Here is a 20,422-nt window from a genome sequence, read left to right as displayed (position 1 = left end):
CTCCTTGCGCTAGGCGTCGAACTCGTACTCCAGCACATACGACGCCGAGTCAAGAATCATCTCGTTAACCTCAACAGCCCGACCGCCCTCGGTGAGTGCTGTACGGCAGATGTGGATGACCGGCGCGCCAAGAGCAAGGGCCAGCCGCTCGGCTTCCTCGCTGGAGGGCATCCGGTAGCGGATCTCCTCACGGAAGCGGACAGGCCGGTAACCAAGTTCCGCAAGGCGTGCGTAGGTACCGCCCGGCCCCGTGTCTTCCTGCGTGATCGCGGACCCGCTCACGACGTCGGCGGGCAGGTACGAGGTGGAGAGCTGAACGGGTTTGTCGTCAAGAACGAACCGTCGGCTCCGCACGCAAACAGTCGCGGTCGGCGGCAGGCCCAGAACGTCAGCCACTCGCTCGGGGGCTGTTCGCTCCCCGACCTCGACCTGGTCGACCGTCAGGCTGCGGCCCTCGATATCGCCCGACCAGACCGACCGACCGGAGCCCCAAACGTGTTGGGAGAGGCGCTGAACACTCCGCCTCCTGAGCGGCCGTTGCTGCTCAGACATCGCGTTGGACTCCATCGACATCCGGGCTCAGGTCCTTCGGCCGCTGCTCGGCGACGAAGGTTCCCTTGGCGGGCAGGGTAATCAGCAGGCCACGGTCCCGTAGCTCCTGGACGGCGCGGCGGACCGTACCGATGGCCACGCCGTACTCTTCGGCCAGATCACGCTCCCCCGACAGGCGTGCCCCCAGTCGCAGTTCACCCGCGGTTATGCGGGCAGCGATGTGATCTGCCACCTGCATGTAGACGTAGGCCGCCCGCGTCGGATCAACGGGCGGAGTGCCCTGCACATCTGCCATGCCGGTCAACATAGAGCACTACGCAGGTTGCCCCCTCTGCCGGCCGACCGCCAGCCGTAGAGGGAAAGCCACGGCCAGGACCCGTCCCACCGCACCGTGTGCTGCTCAGGCGGCGCTCATGAGCCGCCGGCCGTCATGGATGCGCACATGCGGCGTGCCATCGCTCAGCGCGTCCGACACGCGCACCGCGTACGCCTCCGCCATCGCGGCAGTCACTTCCTCGGGAGTCAGCCAGGCCACAGCGGCCGATTCCTCCGAAGTGCGTTCGGTGCCACCGACCGGGCGGCAACGGAAGACCAGGGCGACGATGCCGCGCCTCATGTTCTTGTAGACGCCGGTCAGCCGGTCCACATCGACCTCTATGCCGGTCTCCTCGAACACCTCCCGGCGAGCCCCGTCCTCCGGGGACTCCTCGATCTCCAGCACCCCGCCCGGAAGCTCCCAGTGACCGTTGTCAGCCCGCCGAATGGCGAGAACGCGCCCGTCATGACGCACGACAGCTCCAGCCACCGAGACCGAGTGGAGTGGCGTGGACCTGGGAGACTGGGCCGCTGTACTCATGCGAATGAGCATAGGAGGGCGGGCGGGCTCATGGGGAACGAGTTCTCACGAGACACAGGCAGGCCGCGCTATCTGCGCATCGCGGACGACCTGGCCGAGCAGATCCGCGTGGGGGCCTTGGCTCCGGGCGCCCAGATGCCCAGCGAGTCCGAAGTGATGGAACGCTACGGCGTCTCGCAGGGGACAGTGCGCAGGGCGATCGCCGAGCTGCGGACAGCCGGACTGGTGGACACCCACCACGGGCGTGGCTCCTATGTGAAGAGATTGCCTCCCGTGCGCAGGAAGTCCTCGGACCGGTTCCGCCGCTCCCACCGCAGAAGCGGGAAGGCGGCCTACCTGGCCGAGGCGGAACAAGCAGGCCATACGCCAAGCGTTCATGTTCTCTTCGTAGGGCCGGTGGACGTACCCGCTGAGGTTGCGGGGCGTATGGGCGTACCCGCAGGAGAGAAAGTTCTCGCCCGGCGTCGGCAGTACTTCAGTGACGGCACGCCCACCGAGGAAGCCACCTCGTACTTGCCCTGGGCGATGGCGGAGGCGATCCCGGAACTGCTGAGCGAGAACCCTGGCGACGGTGGCATCTACGCCCGTCTCGAAGAGCACGGACACCGTCTCAGCGAGTTCGTCGAAACCGTGCGGGCGCGCCTTGCCACGAAGCAAGAGGCATCGGCCCTACGGCTCAGTCCAGGCTCTCCGGTTATCCACCTGGTGCGAGATGCAGTGACCGACGACGGCAGAGTGATCGAGGTCTGCGACACCGTCATGGCCGCAGACCGATTCGTCCTCGAGTACCGGATTGCCGCTAGCGACTGACTCGCCGCCGCTGAGGCCCAACACCGCTCTGCACCTGGGAGGTTGACTCGCGTCAGGACTTAGGCCACTCTCAACTCATGTACATGAGTACATGAGCCCCGCTACCCGGGGCCGGCTCGCCCTGCCCGGGCCCGTACACCTGGTGGTTTCCATGCACGGCCTTACCAGCGACGCCGCTCCCGCCATGGATCTTCAGAGCGAGGGGCACGCGACTCAGCTTCAGCCCTGCGCTCAGTGCAGAGAGATCAAGACCAAGCGCTACGACGCCGTCCGCCAAGGCGACAAGCGCCTGGCCGAAGCGATGGCCACGGCCATGGGACGCCATCAGCGGGCGGCACACTCATGACGGCGGCTCTGCACGCGGCCACGGTGCCGCGTAAGCAACACGGTCACCCGGCCGTTCAGGACAAGGGCACCAGCACTCGGTGCCCTCACCCCGAGGGCGCGTGGGCGGCGGCCGACTACCGGGCACTGGGCCTGGCCATGGAGCTGCCGGAGCGCGGTGCGCTCTACGGGCCGACCGTCACCGGATTCGGCCTCATAGGGGAGGGCGGGGCCCGGCGGCGCGAGGAGCTGCGTGCCAAGGTGCGTGAAGCGAACCGTCGCAGCAGCAGGGGCAAGCCGTAAGCGGATCCACCGCATACGCGCGCCCCTCAATGCGCCCGCGCGTGCGCCCCGGTGCCTCCATGGCAGAGGCCCCGGCGGTTGGCAACCGCCCCGTCGCGCAGTGGAATGCGCTGACGGAAGAGCGCTCCGCACCGCACCGCGAGAGGAGTGGGTGACCGCGTGATCCATATGACCGAGACCCTCGCCGTCCACACCGTCGAGGGCTTTCTGATGCCCGACGAGACCGCCGAGGTCGTCAAGCTGCTCGACGATCACCTCGAGGCGACCCGCTGGGTTCCCGTACGGCCCAGTGACGGCATCGTGGCGCCCGACGCCGTGCAGGAGATCCTGGCGGGTGCCGTCGCGCGGGCGCTGCCCACGATCCGGCGGGTGTTCCCGTCCGCGGCCGCGGCGACGCCGTGGGATTACCACGACCTCCGGCCCGGTGACCGGATCCCGCCGCACGTGCACGGCGTGAGCGATCCGGACGGCCGGCCGCAGCGGGTGGCGCGGGTGGCGTTCCACCTGCAGGAGGCGGAGCGGGGCGGGGAGTTCTACGTCGACACGTGTGCGTCCGACGCGCTGTGGACGGGGCGGACCGCCGGGCCCGGGAGCGGGTTCGCTCCCGGGACGCGGTTCGTCCGGGAGATATCGCATCACGCCGGGCCGCAGGCGGTCGCCGCGCTGAGCGGCATCCCCCGCACCCGCTGGACCAGCGCGCCGCCCGCCGGGACCGCCGTCGTCTACGGGGCACAGCTCGTGCACGGCGTCGAGACGGTGCGCGAGGGGCGGCTGCGGAAGCTGATCACCAACCTGATGGACGGGCCGGTCAGCCCACCGCCGCCTCGTACAGGCTGAAGCCCGCCAGCGCCAGCATCACCAGCGCCGCCACCTTCGTGATCAGCTTCAGCGGCACGTAGCGCATCAGGGTCTTGCCGCCCAGGATGCCGAGGCCGGCCACCGCCCACAGGGCGAGGACCGCGCCGATTCCGACGGAGACGGGGTCGTCGTAGCGGGCGGCGAGGTTGGCGGTCATGATCTGGGTGAGGTCGCCGAACTCCGCGACCAGGATGAGCATGAAGCCCGCCCCGGAGACCTTCCAGAAGGACTGGTCGGCGGGCTTCGCGATCTCCTCGTCCCCGTCGTCCTTCTTCAGCAGCAGCATCGCCGCGCCGGCCAGGAACAGGACGCCGACCACCGCCTGGACCAGGCGGTGCGGGAGCAGGGTCAGGACGCTGCCGGCGGCGATGGCCAGGGCGACGTGGACGAGGAAGGCCGCGGCGACGCCCGCGAAGACGTACGAGGCGCGGTAGCGGGCGCCGAGCATCAGGCCGGCGAGGGCGGTCTTGTCCGGCAGCTCGGCCAGGAAGATCACGCCGAAGACGAGGGCGGCGACGGTGAAGCTGAACACAGGGGTGGTTTCCTCTGTCGGTGGGTGGTGACGCCAGCCCCGCCGAAACAGTGACCTGCACATCGAGATCAATCGAGATCAGGGGTCGCTTCGGCACGGCAGCGTCATGGACACTGCGGCCGAAGGTCTCGCTGGCCCCTCCGTGACGGACGGGCCTCCGGGCGCCGGCCGGGCGCGAGGCCCAGCAGTATGTCGACGGTCCGGCGAAGAGCTACTCCCCTTCTGCTCCCCCCAGGGTAAGGGATCGGTTCAGCAGCCCGCGCGCGACCAGTTCCAGCGCGACCGCCACCGCCACCGCCTGCACCGTCATCAGCGCGACCAGCACGAACAGCTGCACCACGCCCGCCTGGACCGGGGACGCGCCGCCCAGCAGCATGCCCACGAACGCCCCCGGCAGGGTGACCAGGCCCACCGTCCGCGTCTGGTCCAGGCCCGGCAGCAGGGCGTCGGAGGCGGCGGGGCGGGCGATCTCCAGCCGGGCCTCGCGGGGCAGCAGGCCCAGTGCCATGCCCGCCTCGACCTCGCCGTGGCGCAGGCGCAGCTCGTCCAGGGCGCGGCGGCCGGCGAGCACCGTCGCGGTCAGGGCGCCGCCGATGAGGATGCCGGTGACGGGGACGAGGGCGATGCCGCTGACCGGGACGAGTCCGGTGAGCAGCAGCGTGAGGACGGCCGGCACGACGCCGGCGGCGATCGGCAGGGCCGCCCACCACCAGGTGCGGTTGTCCGTGACGCGGCGGCCGGCGGTGCGTACGGCGACGGCGAACATCAGCGCGAGGAAGGCCAGGAGCAGCGGGGCCGCCCGTACCACCCAGCCGATGAGCGCCGAGACGGCGGCCAGCTGGACGGCGGCGCGCAGCCCGGCGAGGGCGATCGCGCGGGCGTAGCCGCGCTCCTTGCCGTCGGCGAGGCGGGCGAGGGCCGCGACGGTCACGGCGACGGCCAGCATGACGGCGAGGACCACTGCGAGGGTGCCGTTGGCGGGCAGCAGGACGTCGGCGGCGAGCACGCGGTCACCCTACGGGCGGCGCACGGCGTCGGCCGGGCGCGCGGCCGGCGGCGTGTCAGCCCGCCGGTAACCGGATTCTGATAGTCCGCCAACTCGCCCCGCAGAGTGGGTACATCTCACGCCCGCAACCCCTTGTTTTGGCATGAGCGCGTCGCCATCCTGTCACCTGGCGACCACCCCCCTGATACCCGGCGCCGCGATCCTGGCCGCGCTTCAGCGGCCCGCAACCCCTCACCCTCAAGGGAGTTCTCATGCCCGGACTGCGTGTTCCCTCGGCCCTGCGCGGCGTCTACGCGCGTCGTACGGCCGTCACCCTGGGACTCACCGCCCTCGTAGGCACGCTCGTACTGAACGGCCCGGCGGCCCAGGCCGCGCCGCCCACCCCGCCGGACGCCGCCACGGCCCGCGCCTACCTGGGCAAGCTGACGGTCGCGTCCGAGGGCTCGATGGACGGCTACAGCCGGTCGAAGTTCCCGCACTGGGCCACCCAGTCCGGCCAGTGCAACACCCGCGAGGTCGTGCTGAAGCGGGACGGGCAGGACGTGGAGCAGGACAGCAAGTGCGCGGCCGTCTCGGGCACCTGGGTCTCCCCCTACGACGGGGCCACCTGGCACGACGCCCAGGACATCGACATCGACCACGTCGTGCCGCTGGCGCAGGCGTGGCGCTCGGGCGCCAACACCTGGACGACCGAGCAGCGCAAGGCGTTCGCCAACGACCTCACCCGCCCGCAGCTGATCGCGGTCACCGACCGCGTCAACCAGGCGAAGGGCGACAAGGACCCGGCGCAGTGGATGCCGCCCCTGAAGTCGTACGCGTGTACGTACGCACAGATGTGGGTCGCGGTGAAGTACGACTACAAGCTGACCGTGGACTCCGCCGAGAAGACCGCCCTGACCGGCATCCTCAACGGCTGCTGATCGGCATACATCGGCACACAAGGGCCTCCCCACCTCGCAGGGAGGCCCTTGTGCGGCCCCGCACGGGATCCCAGGGGCCTCGTTACAAGCGTGTTGCGGAACAAGAAATCAAGAAACTTGAACTTGCAAGTACTCCTTAGGCGTGCCTAACCTTGAGCTCTCGTTGTTTCCTGTCCCCGACACGAGGAGCTCGACACCCATGTCCCCGACGCCCACGGCGGCCACGTCCCCGGCCACCGGGCAGTCCGCCTCGGCCACGTCCTCCCCGACGCTCCCCGAGCGCCTCGACGCGGCCCGCCCGTACGTGCTGTCCCTGTTCCGCATCGTCATCGGCCTGCTCTTCGCCTGCCACGGCGCCGCTTCCCTCTTCGGCGTGCTCGGCGGAGCCGTCGGCGGCGGCACCGTCCCCGCGGGCACCTGGCCCGGCTGGTACGCGGCCGTCATCCAGCTCGTGGGCGGCGTCCTGGTGATGATCGGCCTCGGCTCGCGCTCCGCGGCCTTCATCTCCTCCGGCTCGATGGCGTACGCGTACTTCGACGTGCACCAGAGCGAGGCGCTGATGCCGATCCAGAACCACGGCGAGGCGTCCGCCCTGTTCTGCTGGGCGTTCCTGCTGCTGGTCTTCACCGGCCCGGGCGCGCTGTCGCTCGACCGCCTCTTCGGCCGCGCCAAGCGGGACTGACGGCCGCGGCGGCCGGGGCCCGACCGCCCTTCACGCCGCGCACGACGGCTACGCACGCGACAGGGGCCCGGACACCACCGGGCCCCTGTGCGCGTGCCCCGCGCGTGAGCTGACTCACCCTCCGATGCGTGACCCGCCTCACGCCCGGCGCGTGATTCGAACAACATCGCGGGCCCCACGCCCATCCCCCGGTCGCCCCAGGCGTACGCTGTACGGTTGTGAAGGCCGCCCCTGCCGCTCCCCTGCGACGTCGCGGCGGGGGACCGTACCGGGAGATCAGGACGTGCTGGAGCAGTTGGGGTCGTTGGCCGAGACCCCATGGATATACGTGATCGTCGGACTCTCGGTACTCCTGGACGTCTTCCTGCCGGTGCTGCCGAGCGGCGTCCTGGTGATCGCCGCCGCCACCGCCGCCGCGGGCTCCGCCGCCGACGCCGTGGGCGATGCCGCGCACGGCCACGCGGGCTTCTCCGACATGTTCGCACTCGTGATGTGCGCCGCCACCGCCTCGGTGCTCGGCGACATGGTCGCCTACCGCCTCGCCTGGCGCGGCGGTGACCGCTTCGACCGCGCCATCGCCCGCTCCCGCCGCCTGACCGCCGCACAGGCCAAGCTCGGCACGGCGCTGCTGCGCGGCGGCGGACCGCTCGTCGTCCTGGCCCGCTTCGCGCCCGCCGGACGCTCGGTGGTCAGCCTCGGCGCCGGCGTGATGCACCGCCGGGTGGCCGAGTTCCTCCCCTGGTCCGCGCTGGCCGGCCTGACGTGGGCGGCGTACAGCGTCAGCCTCGGCTACTTCGGCGGCCAGTGGCTGGGCGCGAGTTGGCTCAGCACGGCCGTCTCGGTGCTGGCGCTGTTCGCGGCGGGATCGGGCGCGGTCTTCCTGATGCGCCGCCCGGAGGAGCCGGAGGCCCAGCCGCACTAGGCGCACCGCCACACGACGCACGTACGGCCCGGCCCCTGGAGGGGACCGGGCCGTACGCGTTCAGCGGGCGAGGATCAGTGGACCTTGGTGAAGGGTGCCTTGTCGAAGGCCTTCACGCCGTTGGCCCACAGCTGGTTGACCCGGTTGCGCTCGGCGGCGTTCGGGTTCGGGTTGGTGCAGGACGGGCCGGGGCCGCCACCGGACATCAGCTCGCTGCACGGGCCGGAGTAGTGGTCCGGCAGACCGAGGACGTGACCGGTCTCGTGCGCGGTGACGCGGGTGGAGTCGTACTGCTCGTTCTGCCGGTAGTCGAGGAAGATGTAGCCCCGGCCGTGGCCGTCGGTGCTGGCGTACGAGCCGCGGGAGTCGTTGCCCTCGTAGTACTTGAAGTCGGCGTTGGAGCCGGAGCGCAGCTGGATGTTGCGCACCGAGCTGTTCCATATCTGCGCGCTTCTCGCTATCTCCGTCGCGAAGCTCGGCGCCCGGCTGGCGTCGTAGGTGACGGTGACGGTCGCGGCGGCGAGGCCCGGCTTGGCGGCCAGCTTGGCCTTCGCGGACTTCATGACGGCCTCGAAGAAGGCCTTGTTGTTCGCTTCCTCCGTCGCGGAGCCGACGTACGAGGAGGTGGCCGTCGCCTGCGCGGGGCCGCTGTGGTCGAGAGCGACCGCCGATGCGGGGACCGCGGTCAGGGCGGCCGTCAGCCCGAGGCCGAGGGCGGCCGAGAGCACCATCGTGGAGCGTGTCATGTGGGGGACTCCAATTCGTGCCGGGAGCCTCTTCGGTAGTGCGCGGTGGGACGCACGGCCGGGGCTCACGGGTGAACTCCTGTTCCCCTTGAGTCTCTGACGAGTTATCAATGGTGCGGATGATGCCAGTTGGCCATAGCGCCATCCAATCGCCTATCCTGCGCCATTCAACTGCCCACATGCGTCCGGCATGTGTCTGGTGTGACGTACGAGGCGCGGATATGCTCCCCCCGTGGAGCTTGAGGTCAGGCACCTCCGTGCACTTTGCGCCATCGCGGACACTGGCAGCGTGCGGAAGGCCGCAGTGCAGCTGGGCATGACCCAGCCCTCCTTGACCACTCAGCTCCGCCGCATCGAATCCACCGTCGGCGGCCTGCTGTTCACGCGCGGCCAGACCGGCAGCCGCCCCACGCCGCTCGGCCACTCCGTGCTCTCGCGCGCGCGGCCGATCATCGCCGAGATGGCGGCGCTCGTAACGGCCGCCCGGGACGCGGCAGTCGGCGTCGGCGGCCTGCGGCTGCGCATCGGCAGCATCGGCAGCCGCGCGGTGACCGGCTGGCTGCGCCGCATCCATCAGCGGCTGCCGGACACGGACACCACCATCCACATAGAGGTCTCCTCGAACACGCTCCTGCAGCTGCTGGCCACCAACCAGCTCGACGTCGCCTTCGTCCACGAGACGGCGGGCTTCCCCCTGCACGTCCCCGAGGGCGTGGAGCGCCGCGTCCTCATCGCGTGCGAGCCCCGCTTCGTCGCCCTCGCCGCCACCCACCCGGCCGCGGCGCGCTCCGCGCTGTGCCTGACCGAGCTGGCGGCCGACGCCTGGATCGTCGATCCGACCGCCGACGACGAGGCCACCGCGCTGCGCCGTGTCTTCATGACCGCCGGCCTGGACCCCCGCCTGATCCACGTCCGCGACAACACCACCGCCGCCGAGCTCGTCGCCTCGGGCGAGGCCGTCCGCCCCACCCAGCCCACGGCCGACCCCCCGCCCGGCACGGTCATCCGCCCCCTCCTGGGCGACCCCCTCTCCACCCAGCTCTCCCTCGCCACCCGGTCCGGCTCCCTGCCCCTGCGCGAACTGGACGCCCTCTTCACCGACTTGATGTCCGCCTACGTGACGGTCGCCGCCGACAACCCCACGTACCGCGCCTGGCTGGACCGCAACGGCAGCCCCTTGCTGCCGTCGGTGGGGAGCCACTGACCCGAAACCGGCCCGCATACGGCGAAGACCCCTCCACGCACAACCGTGAAGGGGCCTCTGACCTGCTATTTCTCTGTGGGCACAGACGGCCGCAGTCAGTGCCTACTACGCGCCCGTTATCTGCACCTGCAGGAACGCACACCTCCGCGACACGGTGGCACCTACCCTCAACCCCCTGCACCCTCACGGAGGCAGGTAGAGGGTCGCCCGGTCGTTCTCGTCGCCGAGCCGACCGGGCACCCCTCACACGGCCGATCGGCCTGCACCACTGAACGACGGCGCGGGGATGGCCCCCGCGCCAGCACGTGGGCATCAGGAAGGCAAACCGACCATGACGACAGTCACGGAACAGCCGCACCTTCCGGTACAGCCGCAGTCAGTACAACTCGAGCTCGCAACGAAGTGCCCGTCCAGGTGCGGAATGTGCTTCGTCGCCGCGAGCCCGCAGGGCACGCACGGGACCATGACCCTTGCCGAATGGCTCGCGGTGATCAGCGAAGCCGCCGAGCTCGACATCCCCATGGTGCAGCTGCTGGGCGGTGAGCCGACGCTTCACCCGCACTGGATCGAGCTGATGGACCACGCCCTTGCCTTGGGCCGTCGCGTCGAGGTGTACACCACTCTGCACAAGATCCATGAGCGCTGGTGGGACGTCCTCGCCCACAAAAACGTCTCTCTCGCTACCAGCTACCACAGCGACGACCCCGACGAGCACGACCGAATCACCGGCAAGCCGGGCAGCCACGCGCGAACACGAGCGAACATCCAGGAGGCTGTCCGCCGGGGCATCCCCCTGCGCGCTGGCATCGTCGAAGTGTTGCCCGGCCAGCGCGTCACCCAGGCCCGCGACGACCTCGTCGCCATGGGCATCACCAGGGTTCGAATCGACCGCAGCCGGGCGATCGGGCGCGCCGCGACCGCCGGGGAGCCCGACGTTTCCGAACTGTGCGGACGGTGCGGCCGGGGACAACTGGCCGTGCTGCCCGACGGCAGCGTCGCGCCGTGTGTGATGAGCCGCTTCATGCCGGCCGGCTCCGTGAAGGACGGAACGCTGACCGCGATCCTCAACAGCCCGGCATGGTGGAACACGGTGGAACGTGTCCCGGCGCGCGCGCAAGATCCGTGCGATCCCGACTGCAATCCCGGCCTGGATGGTTCGGACTGCGCTCCCGCGGAGCAGGAAGCATGCGATCCCGCGTACGCGGACATCCCCGACCAGCCCGAGCAGAATTGAGGCGGCGCCCGTGGACTGGAAACCGCATGCCGAACGACTAGCCGGCGAGATCGCCGATCCCGTCTCACGGTGGCGCCCGCTGGTCGCACAGACACAACGTCACGCCCTGGTGCCCCGATGGTGGGAGCGCGCGCCGGGCGGGGGCTGGGTGCTGCGCGACGGGCTCGCCGACCCCGAGCAGTGGCTGAGCACCGCCTACTCGGACAGGACGCTGGTCACCCGCATCGGCCCTCTGCACGCCGACCACGCCGAGGAGGGGCAGACCATTACAGGCCAGGCCACCTCATCTTCGACGCACCCTGCCCTCGTCCTGCAGATGTACCGCCATGGGCGGTTGGTGAGGGGCCTGGACCTGCTCGACGTCGGAACGGGATCGGGGTACGGCACTGCGCTCGCTGCCCGCCTGCTCGGCGACAAGCACGTCACGGCGATCGACGTAGACCCCTACTTGGAGGGGGCTGCGAGGGAACGGCTCGACAACATGGGTCTTCACCCCGAGCTCGTCACGTGTGACGCGACGGAAGCCCTTCCCGGGACGTACGACCGGATCGTCTCGATGGTGTCTGTGTGGCCCGTGCCGGCCTCATGGCTGGCCGCGCTCCGGCCGGGCGGCCGCCTCATCACCGCGATCGCCAACACGTCGGCCATCCTGACTGCCTGGAAGACGGAGGACGGCCGGGCAGTCGGGAGGATCGAGCGGGACTGGGCCGGCTTCATGCGCACCCGGCACGGCGACGACTACCCCGCCGGGCTCCGCGACCGGCTCGAAGCCCTCACTGACGCGGAAGGGGAGCACGTCACCCAAGGCAGGTATCCCGTGCTGAACCTCAGCGAAGCGTGGGAACTACGGTCGATGCTCGAACTCGCCGTCCCGGGGGTGGAGACGCACTACCACCAGGAGAAGCAGCAGCGGACGGCGTGGATCCTCCACCAGGACGGCTCGTGGGCGCGGGCGACGGCCACCTTCATCAACCCACCCCTCGTCCACCAGAGCGGCCCCCGCCGTCTCTGGGACATCCTCGAGCGGATCAGGCATCGGCAGAACGCCGAGGGCAGCCTCCCTGTGTATGGCAGCCGCGCCGAAGTCGCGCCGAACGGCGTGATCCGCCTCTCCCGGGGAAAGTGGTCCGCCGTGATCGAGTAACCCTTCTCGTGCCTCGCGCGCGCACTCTTGGCAGGAGGTGGGCGAGCTGCTACTCGCGTAGCCCGTGCGGCATTTGGGACGGGCGTGCAGATTCTCCTGCGATTGCCGTCCGTCGATCATCAGGCGTGCCGGGCGCACGGAAGGCGGCACCTTCGATGCCCCGGCACACAGTGGGCCCTCTTCCTCGCCGGGAGAGGGCTCACGCGTTTCAAGGCCCTGACCTACGACGGAACCATGATCATCTGGGAGGCATTTTGGGAGACGACGCAGTGAGTGCAGACCGTTTCGAGGGCGTGGGAGACCGTACGCAGAACGGGGCTGAACGGAGAAGACCCAGGGCGGAGAGTGCTCCGACCTGGGTCTTCGTGTCGTTTCCGCTGGTATCGCTGGTGGGCACAGACGGATTTGAACCGCCGACATCCGCTTTGTAAGAGCGGCGCTCTACCGCTGAGCTATGCGCCCTGGCACGAAAGGACAGCCTACATTGCCCGACCCGGGTCCCCGCAAACCCGGGGGTTAACCCCACCACGGACCCGGTAGCAGGGGGGATGGCCGCATGATCTTGGCGTGCCTAGGCTCGTCGTGCAGCACTCACCGACCGGCCGGGGGGCATGGGCCCGCTCGCCGCACGCCCGAGATGGAGATCATCATGGTTGCCCGCGCCCGCCGCGCCGTCCGCGTCCCCGCCCTCGTGGGCGGAGCCCTGCTCGCCGGGAGCCTGCTGACCGGGTGCGGGACCGCCGACGCCGACGACGCGACGCCCGAGACCAGGGCGTTCTCGCTCGGCGCGCGGGAGCTCACCGTGGACACGGACAACTCGGCCATCGAGCTCGTCCCCGGCGGGGAGGGCAAGGACGTCAAGGTCACCCGGTGGTTCGACGGCTGGTCGCTGGGCGGGTCGACCGGGGTGACGTGGGAGATGGAGGACGGCGGGACGCTGAAGCTGCGGATGAAGTGCAAGGGCGTGAGCGTGGGGTGCGAGGCGAAGCACCGGATCGAGGTGCCGCGCGGCGTCGACGTCACCGTCAAGGACAGCAACGGCGCCGTCACGGCGCGCGGTTTCGAGACCCGGCTGAAGGTCCGCTCCAGCAACGGCGCGATCGAGGTCCGCGACGCCAAGGGCCCGCTGGAGCTTAAGAGTTCGAACGGACGGATCGCCGCCGAGGGGATCGCCTCCCGGAACGTGAGTGCCACCACCTCCAACGGGGAGATCCGGCTGGGCCTGACCGCCGTGCCCGACGCCGTCACGACCCGCACCACCAACGGCGCCACCCGCATCACCGTGCCCCGCGCCCCCTACAAGGTCACCACCGGATCCGACAACGGCGGCGTCAAGGTGAACGTCCCCCGCGACGACGCCGCCCCGCACACCGTGAGCGCGCACAGCGGCAACGGCGCCATCGAGGTGCGCACCGCCGGCTGACCGCCCTGTGTGTTCGCCGCCGCCGGGTGGGAGAATGACACCCGGGCCTGGGGCGATCCATCGGGAGAGGGCAAGTGACGGCGACCTTCGCACGTACGGTGACGGCTGCGGCCCGCGAGACCCTCGCGCTCGTCCTGCTGCCCCTCCCGCTGCTCGCCGCCGTCGTGGCCGGCGCGCCCGCCGCCTTCTCCGGGGGCGGCACGCGCCGCTGGGGCTGGGGGCGCGGCGAGAACCAGCGCGCCGAGGCCCAGGCCGCCAAGGACGCCGCGGCCGCCGCCTTCTACGAGCTGGACACCGCGCAGCGCGAGCTGCGGATCTCCATCGAGACGATCACGGCCGTCGACGCCTCGCCCGCCGCCCGCAAGGCGGCCGCCGACTTCGAGGCGTTCGGACGCCGCATAGACGAGGTCTCCGCCACGTACATCAGCGCCGTCGACGCGCACGACCTCGACCGCGACGACCTGGACGCCCCGGCCGCCGGCCGGGCCCGCGCGGACCTGGCGAAGGCCAAGGACGCGCTCGTACGGGCCAAGGCCGACCTGGAGCGGTTCGGCGAAAGCCTGGGCCCCCTGCTGACGCGGGCCGAGAACCAGCTGGCCCAGGTCGTACCCGCCGTGGAGCGGGCCCGGCAGGGACTGCTCGCCGCCAGCAACGCCCTGGACGCCACGCGGGCGACGGGCCTGAAGGCCGACGACCTGGCCGCCCGGCTCGCCGCGCTCTCCCCCGAGCTGACCAAGCTCAACCAGGGCGCGGGGCAGCACGGCGTGCAGGAGACCGTCGTACGGGCCGAGCGCGTGCAGCGGGAGGCGGAGGCGATCCGCAGCGACGCCGAGCAGCTGCCGCAGCGCGCGGCGGAGATCGACAAGCGGCTCGTCTCGCTGCGCACCCGCGCCCAGGCGCTGACCACCCGCGCGGCCGGCGTCGCCCCCGTCCTCAGCGAGCTGCGGCGCCGCTACAGCGCGGCGTGCTGGCAGGACCTGCAGCAGGTGCCGGAGGAGGCGGAGCGCGCGGTCGCCCAGGCCGAGCAGCGCCTCGGCGAGGCCCGCACCGCCCGGGACGAACAGCGCTGGGCGGACGCGACCTCGCTCCTGACCACGGTCCGGGCGCTGCTCAACACCACGGACGAGGGCGTCTCGGCCGCCGGCGAGAGACTGCGGCGGCTGGACGAGGTGGCGTTCGACCACCAGCGGGAGGTCGAGCGGACCCGCTTCGCCGTCCGCGACGCCCAGCGGCTGGCGATGACCGGGCGCAGCACGCCCGACCCGCGCCACGCCCGCCCCCTCGACGACGCGGTGGCCCGCCTGGAGCGGGCGACGGGCGATCTGGAGGGCCGGCACCCGGACTGGTGGCACTTCCTGACCGAGATGGAGGCCGTGCGGCAGTCCGTGGCCCGGGTGGTGCAGGAGATCCGCGAGGAGCGCGGGGCCGGGAACGGGCGCTGACCCCCGCGCCCGCGCCGGGCCCCTGCCCCGCCGGGGGGCGCTGGCTATGCTGCCTGGCATGCCTCGTTACGAATACCGCTGCAAAGCCTGTGGTGACACCTTCGAGCTCAACCGGCCGATGGCCCAGTCCTCGGCCCCGGCCACCTGCCCCGAGGGGCACGAGGACACCGTGAAGCTGCTGTCGACCGTCGCGGTGACCGGTGCGGCCGCCCCCGCCGCGGCCCCTCGCGCGGGCGGCGGCGGATGCTGCGGAGGCGGCTGCTGCGGCTGACGGCCGGGCGGCCCGCCCGTCAGCCGGCCCGGCGGGCCAGCGTCAGGCCGTCCGCGACCGCCAGCATGATCGACTCCATCCGCCGGTCCGCGGCCACGTGCTCGTTGAACGCCCTGACGTCCGCACCCGAACCGCTCGTGACGGACGGGTCGACGACCTGCCCCATGAACAGGACGTTGTCGACGACGATCAGGCCGCCCGGGCGGAGTCTGGGCACGATCTCCTCCCAGTAGTCGACGTAGCCGTCCTTGTTGGCGTCGATGAAGGCGAGGTCGATGTGCGGCTCGGCGGGCAGGGCGCGCAGCGAGTCCAGGGCGGGCGCGATGCGCAGGTCGATCCGGTCGGCCACGCCCGCCTTGGCCCACGCCTGCCGGGCGTGGGCCGTCCACTCCTCGGAGATGTCCAGGGTGATCAGCCGGCCGCCGTCCGGCAGCGCCTGGGCCATGGACAGCGCGGACAGCCCCGTGAACGTGCCGACCTCCACCACCGTGCGGGCGCCGGTGAGCCGTACGAGGAAGGCCAGCAGCGGAGCCTGCTCCCGCGCCACCTGCTTGATCGCCTCGGCGGGGAAGAGGGCGCGGGTGGAGTCGACCAGGGCCTCCTGCACGGGATCGAGCGGAGGGTTGTGGGCGAGTACGTACGTGTACAGCTCGGCGGTGAGCGGAGCGCTCTTGGGCTCGGGCACGTGATCTCCTCGTTGGCGGCAACGGAGTTGAACGACATGGCGCTCCCCCGAGCCTAGCCCCCGGCGAACGCCCGCAGGATCTCCTCGCCGGCTGCCACGCCCCGCGTCCGCAGGGCGGTGACGTGCGGCGCGGTCCAGCCCACGTCGGCCAGCTCGCCGTGGCCCGGGCGCCAGGCCCGGTCGGCGGCGAGCAGCAGGTCGGCGTCCAGCAGGGAGTCGCCGGCGGCCAGCACCTCGGTCGCGCCCGTGCGCCGCGCCACCTCCGCCACGGCCGCGCTCTTGGTGAGCGGCTTCGGCACGGCGTAGACCTTGCGGCCCTGCAGGGAGACGGTCCAGCCGCGCTCCCCGGCCCACACCGTCAGCTCCTTCACCCAGGCGTCGGGCAGCAGCGACCGTTCGACGACAAGGTAGGCGAACAGGTCAGCCGCCGTACGGGCCTTGAGCAGCCAGGCCGGGTCGGCGGTCCGCACCAGGCGCTCACGGACCTCCTCCAGCGAGGCGCACTCGGCGTCCAGCGTCCTGCGCACCCGCGCCCGCCACTGAAGGTCGGGCTCGCCGTGCACGAGCAGCTCCCCGCCGTTGGCGCAGATCGCGAACTCCGGCGCGGGCCCGGGCAGCCGGATGCGGCCGTACTGCTCGGGCGTACGGGTCGTGGTGGGCACGAAGGCGACGGTGCGGGCGAGCTCCTCCAGCAGGGCGGCCGCGGCCTCCGTCATGTAGGAGAGCGGCTTGTGCTCGTACGTCTCGACGCAGAGCAGCCGGGGCGCCTCGGCGTCCGGCATGGACAGGGCGAGCGCGGCCGTGGAGTAGATGAGGGTGCGGTCGAGGTCGCTGGCGACGAGGAGGGTCACTGCGCGGCCACCGCCTTGCCGTCGGCGCCGGTGGCGCCGCGGGTGTAGCGGGGGTGGATCAGGCCCACGCAGCTGTAGGGCAGGCCGTCGACCTCCTCGACCGGTACGCCGCGCTGTTCGGCCAGCAGCCGCACGTGGTCCAGGTCGGCTCCCGCGCCGCGCTTGGCGAGGATCTTCCAGGGGACGCGGCGCAGCAGGACGCGGGTGGTCTCGCCGACGCCCGGCTTGACGAGGTTGACGTCGTGGATGCCGTGCTCCTCGCTGATGCGCTCGACCGCCGCCCAGCCGGCCCAGGTGGGGGTGCGGTCCGCGGCCGCCATCTCCTTCACGTCGAGGGCGACGTCCTGCTCGACCTCGGCGAAGCGGGCGCGGACGGTGTCCAGGAAGGAGCGGGAGACGTCGGCGGCCGCCAGCTCGCGGTAGTACTTCGCGCCGTGGAAGTCGTGCGGCCCGACGAGGTCGGCGCGCAGCACGGTGCGGGAGATCAGGCCGGAGACGGTGGAGTTGAGGCAGGCGGAGGGGATGAGGAAGTCGTCGCGCGTGCCGTAGGTCTCCACGCAGTGGCCAGGGTCGGCGAGCACGGCGATGCGCGGGTCGAAGCCCGGGAAGTCGTTCAGGGCGTCGGCCAGTTCGCGGGTGATGGCGCCCTTGCCCGTCCAGCCGTCGACGAAGACGACGTCGGCCGGGTCGTGGTGGGCGGCCAGCCAGCGCAGGGCGTTGGGGTCGATGCCCCGGCCGCGCACGATGGAGACGGCGTAGTGCGGCAGGTCCAGGCCGTGCGCGTGGCGCGCCCAGTGGCGCATCAGCACTCCCACGGGCGTGCCGGCGCGGGCCAGGGACACCAGGACCGGGCGGGGCGTCCGCTCGGCGAGCACGGTCTCGGTGACCGCGCCGACGGCCCGCGCGATGCGGGCCGCGGAGGCGTCGAGGGCGGAGCGGTAGAGCGCCTGGTAGCGCTCGCTGGGCTGGTACTCGACCGGCAGCGACTCCGCGTAGTGGGCACCGCCGCTCTGGATGGCCTCCTCGCGCTCCTCGGTGGGTGCCTCGAGGTCCACGGCGGAGAGGTCCTGGAGCAGCCAGCCGACGTCCTCCGGGTCGTACGAGGAGAAGGCGGGGCCGCGGAGCGGCTCGCCTCCGGCGCGGTGGGAGGGGATCACGGCGAGCAACACCTTTCGGGTGTGCGCGGCCAGCTGGTCCAGCAGGCCGCCGGGGACGTGCAGTTCGGGGGTGTCGCCGGTGGAGTCGACGACGGCGACGACGGCGTCGAAGCCCTGGTCGGCGACGTTGTAGGCGTATCGCTCGCCCGGGCCGTCGGCCGGGTCGTCGTGGGCCGGGAAGGCGATGCGGCTACGGATGGCGTAGCCCGGGTCGTCGACGGCGAGGACGGGCGAGCGGGTGGTGGTGGAGAACCGCACACCGGGGAGCCCGGCCTCCAGGGCCTGCGCGATGCGCAGCGGCGCGTACATCAGCTCTTCGTTGCCGAGCACGAGCACGCGCTCGGCCCCGGCCGGGAGGGCACCGCGAATGCGGTCCGCCATGCCGGGCAGCGCGGCTTCCAGACGCGCCCGGTGCGCGGGCGTGAACCCGTGCCGACCGCCATCGGGCAGGCCGGCAGGCCAGGCGAGGTCGACACGCCGCGCTTGTGGGCAGTCGTGCCGCAGGGCGGCACGGGTGGGCACAAGCGCACCCGCAGCCGGCAGCGCCGAGGCACCCCCACGGCGCGCAGCCGCCACGGACGGTGCCGAACCGGCCTCGTACTCGGCCACCAGCTTCTGCCCGAGCTCCAGCACCCCGTCCGGAAGGACGACCGTGCCGGACGCCGCCGCGACCAGGTCCACGCGGGCGCCCAGTTCGGCGGCGAACTCCGCCAGCCGGGCGCGGTCGTGCTCGCCGCGCATGTCGACCAGCGCCACGACCACGTACCGCGGGCGCGGGAAGCGGGCGTGCAGGGCCGCGATGGTGTTCAGGACCGTGCGGCCGGTGGAGAACTCGTCGTCGACGAGGACGAGCGGGCCGTCGCCCTCGAAGAAGCGCGGGTCCCGCGGCAGCAGCAGGTGCGACGTGGCGTGGCTGTGCTCCTCCTCGAAGCCGCCCACGGGGGCCACGCCCGGCACCTCGCGGCGCGTGGAGTGCAGGTAGGGCGCCAGGCCGATGCCGTCCGCCACCGCGTGCCCCAGCCCCGTGGCGGTCTCCGCGTAGCCCAGCACGACGGCGCGCGCGGCGTCCGCCTCGCCCAGCAGCCCGCGCACCCGGCGGCCGAGGCCGGCACCGGCCTCGTACACGACCGAGGCGAGCTGCGGGACGTGCTTGCCCAGCACGTTCGACACGAGCAGATGGGCCCGCTTGGGGTTGCGCCGCAGCGCCAGGCCCAGCAGCTCCGGCAGCCGGGCGTCGCCTTCCAGGCCGACGCCCAGCCGCTGTGCGACCCACTGTCCCGACCACTCCACGTGCGAACTCTCCTTGCTCATACGTCCCGCACTCCCGCGGCCAGCAGCTCCACGAAGCTCACGTCCTCCCGGGCGACGCCGAAGACCTCGGCGCGCAGCATGGTCCGCTCGGCCCAGGCGCGGTGCGGCTTCACTTCGTTCATCTTGTTCGTATAGGCGGAGCGCAGTACTCCACCACCGTCGCGTTCCGGCCGCAGGATGTCCTCGGCGTCGCTGAACTCCTCGTGGCTGACGACGGACAGCGCGTGCACGGGGGCGACGTGCGAGGGATGGATGCAGGTCTTGCCCTGCAGGCCGTTGGCGCGGTCCAGCTGGATCTCGCGCAGGAGGCCGTCCATGTCGTGCTCGATGAGGGCCGTGCGCAGCGCCTCGGCGGGTCCGGCGAAGGGGCTGCGGCGCAGCTGGGGCTTGAACATCCGCTCGGGCTGGGGGAAGTACTCCCAGACCGGGCCGGTGACGGTGAAGCCGCTGCCGTCGGCGCGGCCCAGGACGTTGACGACGTCGGCGATGACGGAGGCGACGATCTGGACGTCGTAGGCGGTCATGTCGGGCGCCCGGCGCAGCCCGTAGGCGGAGCAGAAGTCGGTCACGCCGAGCCGGAGCGCCAGCACGCGGTCGCGGTACTTGTCGACGGCCCGGGCGATGCCGGTGAGGGTCTCGGTCCGGGTCTCCAGGTGCAGCAGTTCCGGCGATTCGAGCACGGGCATGGCGAAGAGCCGCCGCCCGCAGACCGCTTCCGCGTCGGCGAGGGCCTCCAGGAAGGGCAGCCCCCGCTCCTCGGTGAACTTGGGCAGGACGAATCCGGACAGCAGCCGCCCGGCGGGGCCGAGCCTGCGCACGAGGTCGGTGATCTGCGCGGGCTCGCGGACCCGGATGAACAGCAGGGGCAGCCCGTCGCCTGCGGCCTCCTCGCGCGCGGCCAGCTCGGTGAACTGCCGCACGAGGTTCTCCTCGGCGCCCACCACGTCCGCGTCGCCGATGGAGTCCTCCAGGCACAGGACCATGGACACCACCCCGCGCGCCGCCTGCTTGGCGACGTCGTGGGCGAGCGTGGTCCGCGTGGCGGGGCTGTAGAGGGTGGCGCCGAGGGCGGCGGCGAGCGTACGGGCGGGGGAACCGGCGGTGAATTCGCCCGGCTCCTTATGGAACAACGCGCTCCGCACCGCAGGCGCAAGGTATCCGAAATGCCTCATTGCTCTCCCCGAATGCC

22 protein-coding genes and 1 tRNA gene are annotated in these 20,422 nt (G+C 71.7%); 12 read left to right on the top strand and 11 right to left on the bottom strand.

Annotation, left to right across the window (positions count from 1 at the left end; translation table 11 throughout):
• Window positions 1–9: 9 nt before the first annotated feature.
• From AB0G59_RS22395 to AB0G59_RS22385, 3 genes are all read right to left on the bottom strand, one after another.
• Window positions 10–573 (bottom strand): UTRA domain-containing protein, encoded by a 564-nt coding sequence (locus AB0G59_RS22395; RefSeq protein WP_360914238.1) that lies wholly within the window; start codon window positions 571–573, stop codon window positions 10–12.
• Window positions 545–847 carry a winged helix-turn-helix domain-containing protein gene (locus AB0G59_RS22390; protein ID WP_360914235.1) on the bottom strand — a complete coding sequence of 101 codons (303 nt, stop codon included), beginning with the start codon at window positions 845–847 and terminating at the stop codon, window positions 545–547. The genes AB0G59_RS22395 and AB0G59_RS22390 overlap by 29 nt, the downstream gene beginning before the upstream one ends.
• 105 nt (window positions 848–952) lie before the next feature.
• Window positions 953–1,420 carry an NUDIX domain-containing protein gene (locus tag AB0G59_RS22385; RefSeq protein WP_360914232.1) on the bottom strand — a complete coding sequence of 156 codons (468 nt, stop codon included), beginning with the start codon at window positions 1,418–1,420 and terminating at the stop codon, window positions 953–955.
• Between the two features lie 18 nt (window positions 1,421–1,438).
• Here AB0G59_RS22385 and AB0G59_RS22380 point away from each other — a divergent pair, with 18 nt between their 5' ends.
• From AB0G59_RS22380 to AB0G59_RS22370, 3 genes are all read left to right on the top strand, one after another.
• On the top strand, window positions 1,439–2,218 hold the full coding sequence (locus AB0G59_RS22380; protein ID WP_360914229.1) for a GntR family transcriptional regulator: 780 nt from the start codon (window positions 1,439–1,441) through the stop codon (window positions 2,216–2,218).
• A 342-nt stretch (window positions 2,219–2,560) separates the two neighbouring features.
• Window positions 2,561–2,845, top strand: coding sequence for a hypothetical protein (locus AB0G59_RS22375; RefSeq protein WP_360914226.1), 285 nt, complete (start codon window positions 2,561–2,563; stop codon window positions 2,843–2,845).
• A gap of 159 nt (window positions 2,846–3,004) precedes the next feature.
• The gene (locus tag AB0G59_RS22370; protein WP_360914223.1) at window positions 3,005–3,682 is read left to right on the top strand and encodes a hypothetical protein; all 678 of its coding nucleotides are present in this window, start codon (window positions 3,005–3,007) and stop codon (window positions 3,680–3,682) included.
• Here AB0G59_RS22370 and AB0G59_RS22365 read toward each other — a convergent pair.
• Both AB0G59_RS22365 and AB0G59_RS22360 read right to left on the bottom strand, forming a co-directional pair.
• Entirely contained in the window at window positions 3,654–4,235 is a 582-nt protein-coding gene (locus AB0G59_RS22365; RefSeq protein WP_071966667.1) for a TMEM165/GDT1 family protein, read from the bottom strand. The genes AB0G59_RS22370 and AB0G59_RS22365 overlap by 29 nt on opposite strands.
• A gap of 211 nt (window positions 4,236–4,446) precedes the next feature.
• Window positions 4,447–5,181, bottom strand: coding sequence for an ABC transporter permease (locus AB0G59_RS22360; protein ID WP_360914420.1), 735 nt, complete (start codon window positions 5,179–5,181; stop codon window positions 4,447–4,449).
• A gap of 338 nt (window positions 5,182–5,519) precedes the next feature.
• On the opposite strand from AB0G59_RS22360, the gene AB0G59_RS22355 reads away from it, so the two are divergent.
• The 3 genes from AB0G59_RS22355 to AB0G59_RS22345 all read left to right on the top strand — a co-directional run bounded on the left by AB0G59_RS22355 (window position 5,520) and on the right by AB0G59_RS22345 (window position 7,765).
• A complete protein-coding gene (locus AB0G59_RS22355; protein WP_360914417.1) occupies window positions 5,520–6,161 on the top strand; it encodes an HNH endonuclease family protein in 642 nt (213 codons plus the stop codon).
• Window positions 6,162–6,360: 199 nt separating this feature from the next.
• Window positions 6,361–6,843, top strand: coding sequence for a DoxX family protein (locus tag AB0G59_RS22350; RefSeq protein ID WP_360914219.1), 483 nt, complete (start codon window positions 6,361–6,363; stop codon window positions 6,841–6,843).
• A gap of 283 nt (window positions 6,844–7,126) precedes the next feature.
• Window positions 7,127–7,765 (top strand): VTT domain-containing protein, encoded by a 639-nt coding sequence (locus AB0G59_RS22345; RefSeq protein ID WP_071966665.1) that lies wholly within the window; start codon window positions 7,127–7,129, stop codon window positions 7,763–7,765.
• A 74-nt stretch (window positions 7,766–7,839) separates the two neighbouring features.
• On the opposite strand, the gene snpA is transcribed toward AB0G59_RS22345, so the two are convergent.
• Window positions 7,840–8,511, bottom strand: a complete 672-nt coding sequence (snpA, locus tag AB0G59_RS22340; protein ID WP_360914215.1) for a snapalysin — start codon at window positions 8,509–8,511, stop codon at window positions 7,840–7,842.
• Window positions 8,512–8,743: 232 nt separating this feature from the next.
• On the opposite strand from snpA, the gene AB0G59_RS22335 reads away from it, so the two are divergent.
• The 3 genes from AB0G59_RS22335 (at window position 8,744) to AB0G59_RS22325 (ending at window position 12,093) form a co-directional block, all read left to right on the top strand.
• Window positions 8,744–9,715, top strand: coding sequence for a LysR family transcriptional regulator (locus AB0G59_RS22335; protein ID WP_360914212.1), 972 nt, complete (start codon window positions 8,744–8,746; stop codon window positions 9,713–9,715).
• 286 nt (window positions 9,716–10,001) lie between these two features.
• Window positions 10,002–10,949, top strand: coding sequence for a radical SAM/SPASM domain-containing protein (locus AB0G59_RS22330; protein WP_360914210.1), 948 nt, complete (start codon window positions 10,002–10,004; stop codon window positions 10,947–10,949).
• A 148-nt stretch (window positions 10,950–11,097) separates the two neighbouring features.
• A complete protein-coding gene (locus AB0G59_RS22325) occupies window positions 11,098–12,093 on the top strand; it encodes a methyltransferase domain-containing protein (protein ID WP_360914207.1) in 996 nt (331 codons plus the stop codon).
• A gap of 387 nt (window positions 12,094–12,480) precedes the next feature.
• On the opposite strand, the gene AB0G59_RS22320 is transcribed toward AB0G59_RS22325, so the two are convergent.
• Window positions 12,481–12,555, bottom strand: a tRNA-Val gene (locus AB0G59_RS22320).
• Between the two features lie 187 nt (window positions 12,556–12,742).
• Here AB0G59_RS22320 and AB0G59_RS22315 point away from each other — a divergent pair.
• The 3 genes from AB0G59_RS22315 to AB0G59_RS22305 all read left to right on the top strand — a co-directional run bounded on the left by AB0G59_RS22315 (window position 12,743) and on the right by AB0G59_RS22305 (window position 15,229).
• A complete protein-coding gene (locus tag AB0G59_RS22315; RefSeq protein ID WP_360914204.1) occupies window positions 12,743–13,516 on the top strand; it encodes a DUF4097 family beta strand repeat-containing protein in 774 nt (257 codons plus the stop codon).
• Between the two features lie 74 nt (window positions 13,517–13,590).
• Window positions 13,591–14,958 (top strand): hypothetical protein, encoded by a 1,368-nt coding sequence (locus AB0G59_RS22310; protein WP_360914201.1) that lies wholly within the window; start codon window positions 13,591–13,593, stop codon window positions 14,956–14,958.
• A 58-nt stretch (window positions 14,959–15,016) separates the two neighbouring features.
• Complete coding sequence (locus AB0G59_RS22305; RefSeq protein ID WP_360914198.1) at window positions 15,017–15,229, top strand: zinc ribbon domain-containing protein; 213 nt, start codon at window positions 15,017–15,019, stop codon at window positions 15,227–15,229.
• 19 nt (window positions 15,230–15,248) lie between these two features.
• Here AB0G59_RS22305 and AB0G59_RS22300 read toward each other — a convergent pair whose 3' ends face one another.
• From AB0G59_RS22300 to AB0G59_RS22285, 4 genes are read right to left on the bottom strand one after another with little or no spacing between them, the layout of a single operon-like run.
• Window positions 15,249–15,914, bottom strand: coding sequence for an O-methyltransferase (locus AB0G59_RS22300; protein ID WP_071966658.1), 666 nt, complete (start codon window positions 15,912–15,914; stop codon window positions 15,249–15,251).
• 53 nt (window positions 15,915–15,967) lie between these two features.
• Entirely contained in the window at window positions 15,968–16,765 is a 798-nt protein-coding gene (locus AB0G59_RS22295; RefSeq protein WP_360914195.1) for an HAD family hydrolase, read from the bottom strand.
• A complete protein-coding gene (locus tag AB0G59_RS22290) occupies window positions 16,762–19,233 on the bottom strand; it encodes a phosphoribosyltransferase (RefSeq protein ID WP_360914192.1) in 2,472 nt (823 codons plus the stop codon). The genes AB0G59_RS22295 and AB0G59_RS22290 overlap by 4 nt, the downstream gene beginning before the upstream one ends.
• Window positions 19,230–20,405, bottom strand: coding sequence for an HpcH/HpaI aldolase/citrate lyase family protein (locus AB0G59_RS22285; RefSeq protein WP_360914189.1), 1,176 nt, complete (start codon window positions 20,403–20,405; stop codon window positions 19,230–19,232). The genes AB0G59_RS22290 and AB0G59_RS22285 overlap by 4 nt, the downstream gene beginning before the upstream one ends.
• Window positions 20,406–20,422: the final 17 nt, after the last annotated feature.

The sequence above is a fragment of the Streptomyces sp. NPDC021096 genome (assembly GCF_040641275.1).
Classification (GTDB): Bacteria; Actinomycetota; Actinomycetes; order Streptomycetales; family Streptomycetaceae; genus Streptomyces.
Note: the sequence above shows the minus strand (reverse complement) of the source record. Positions and strands in the feature narration are given on the sequence as shown.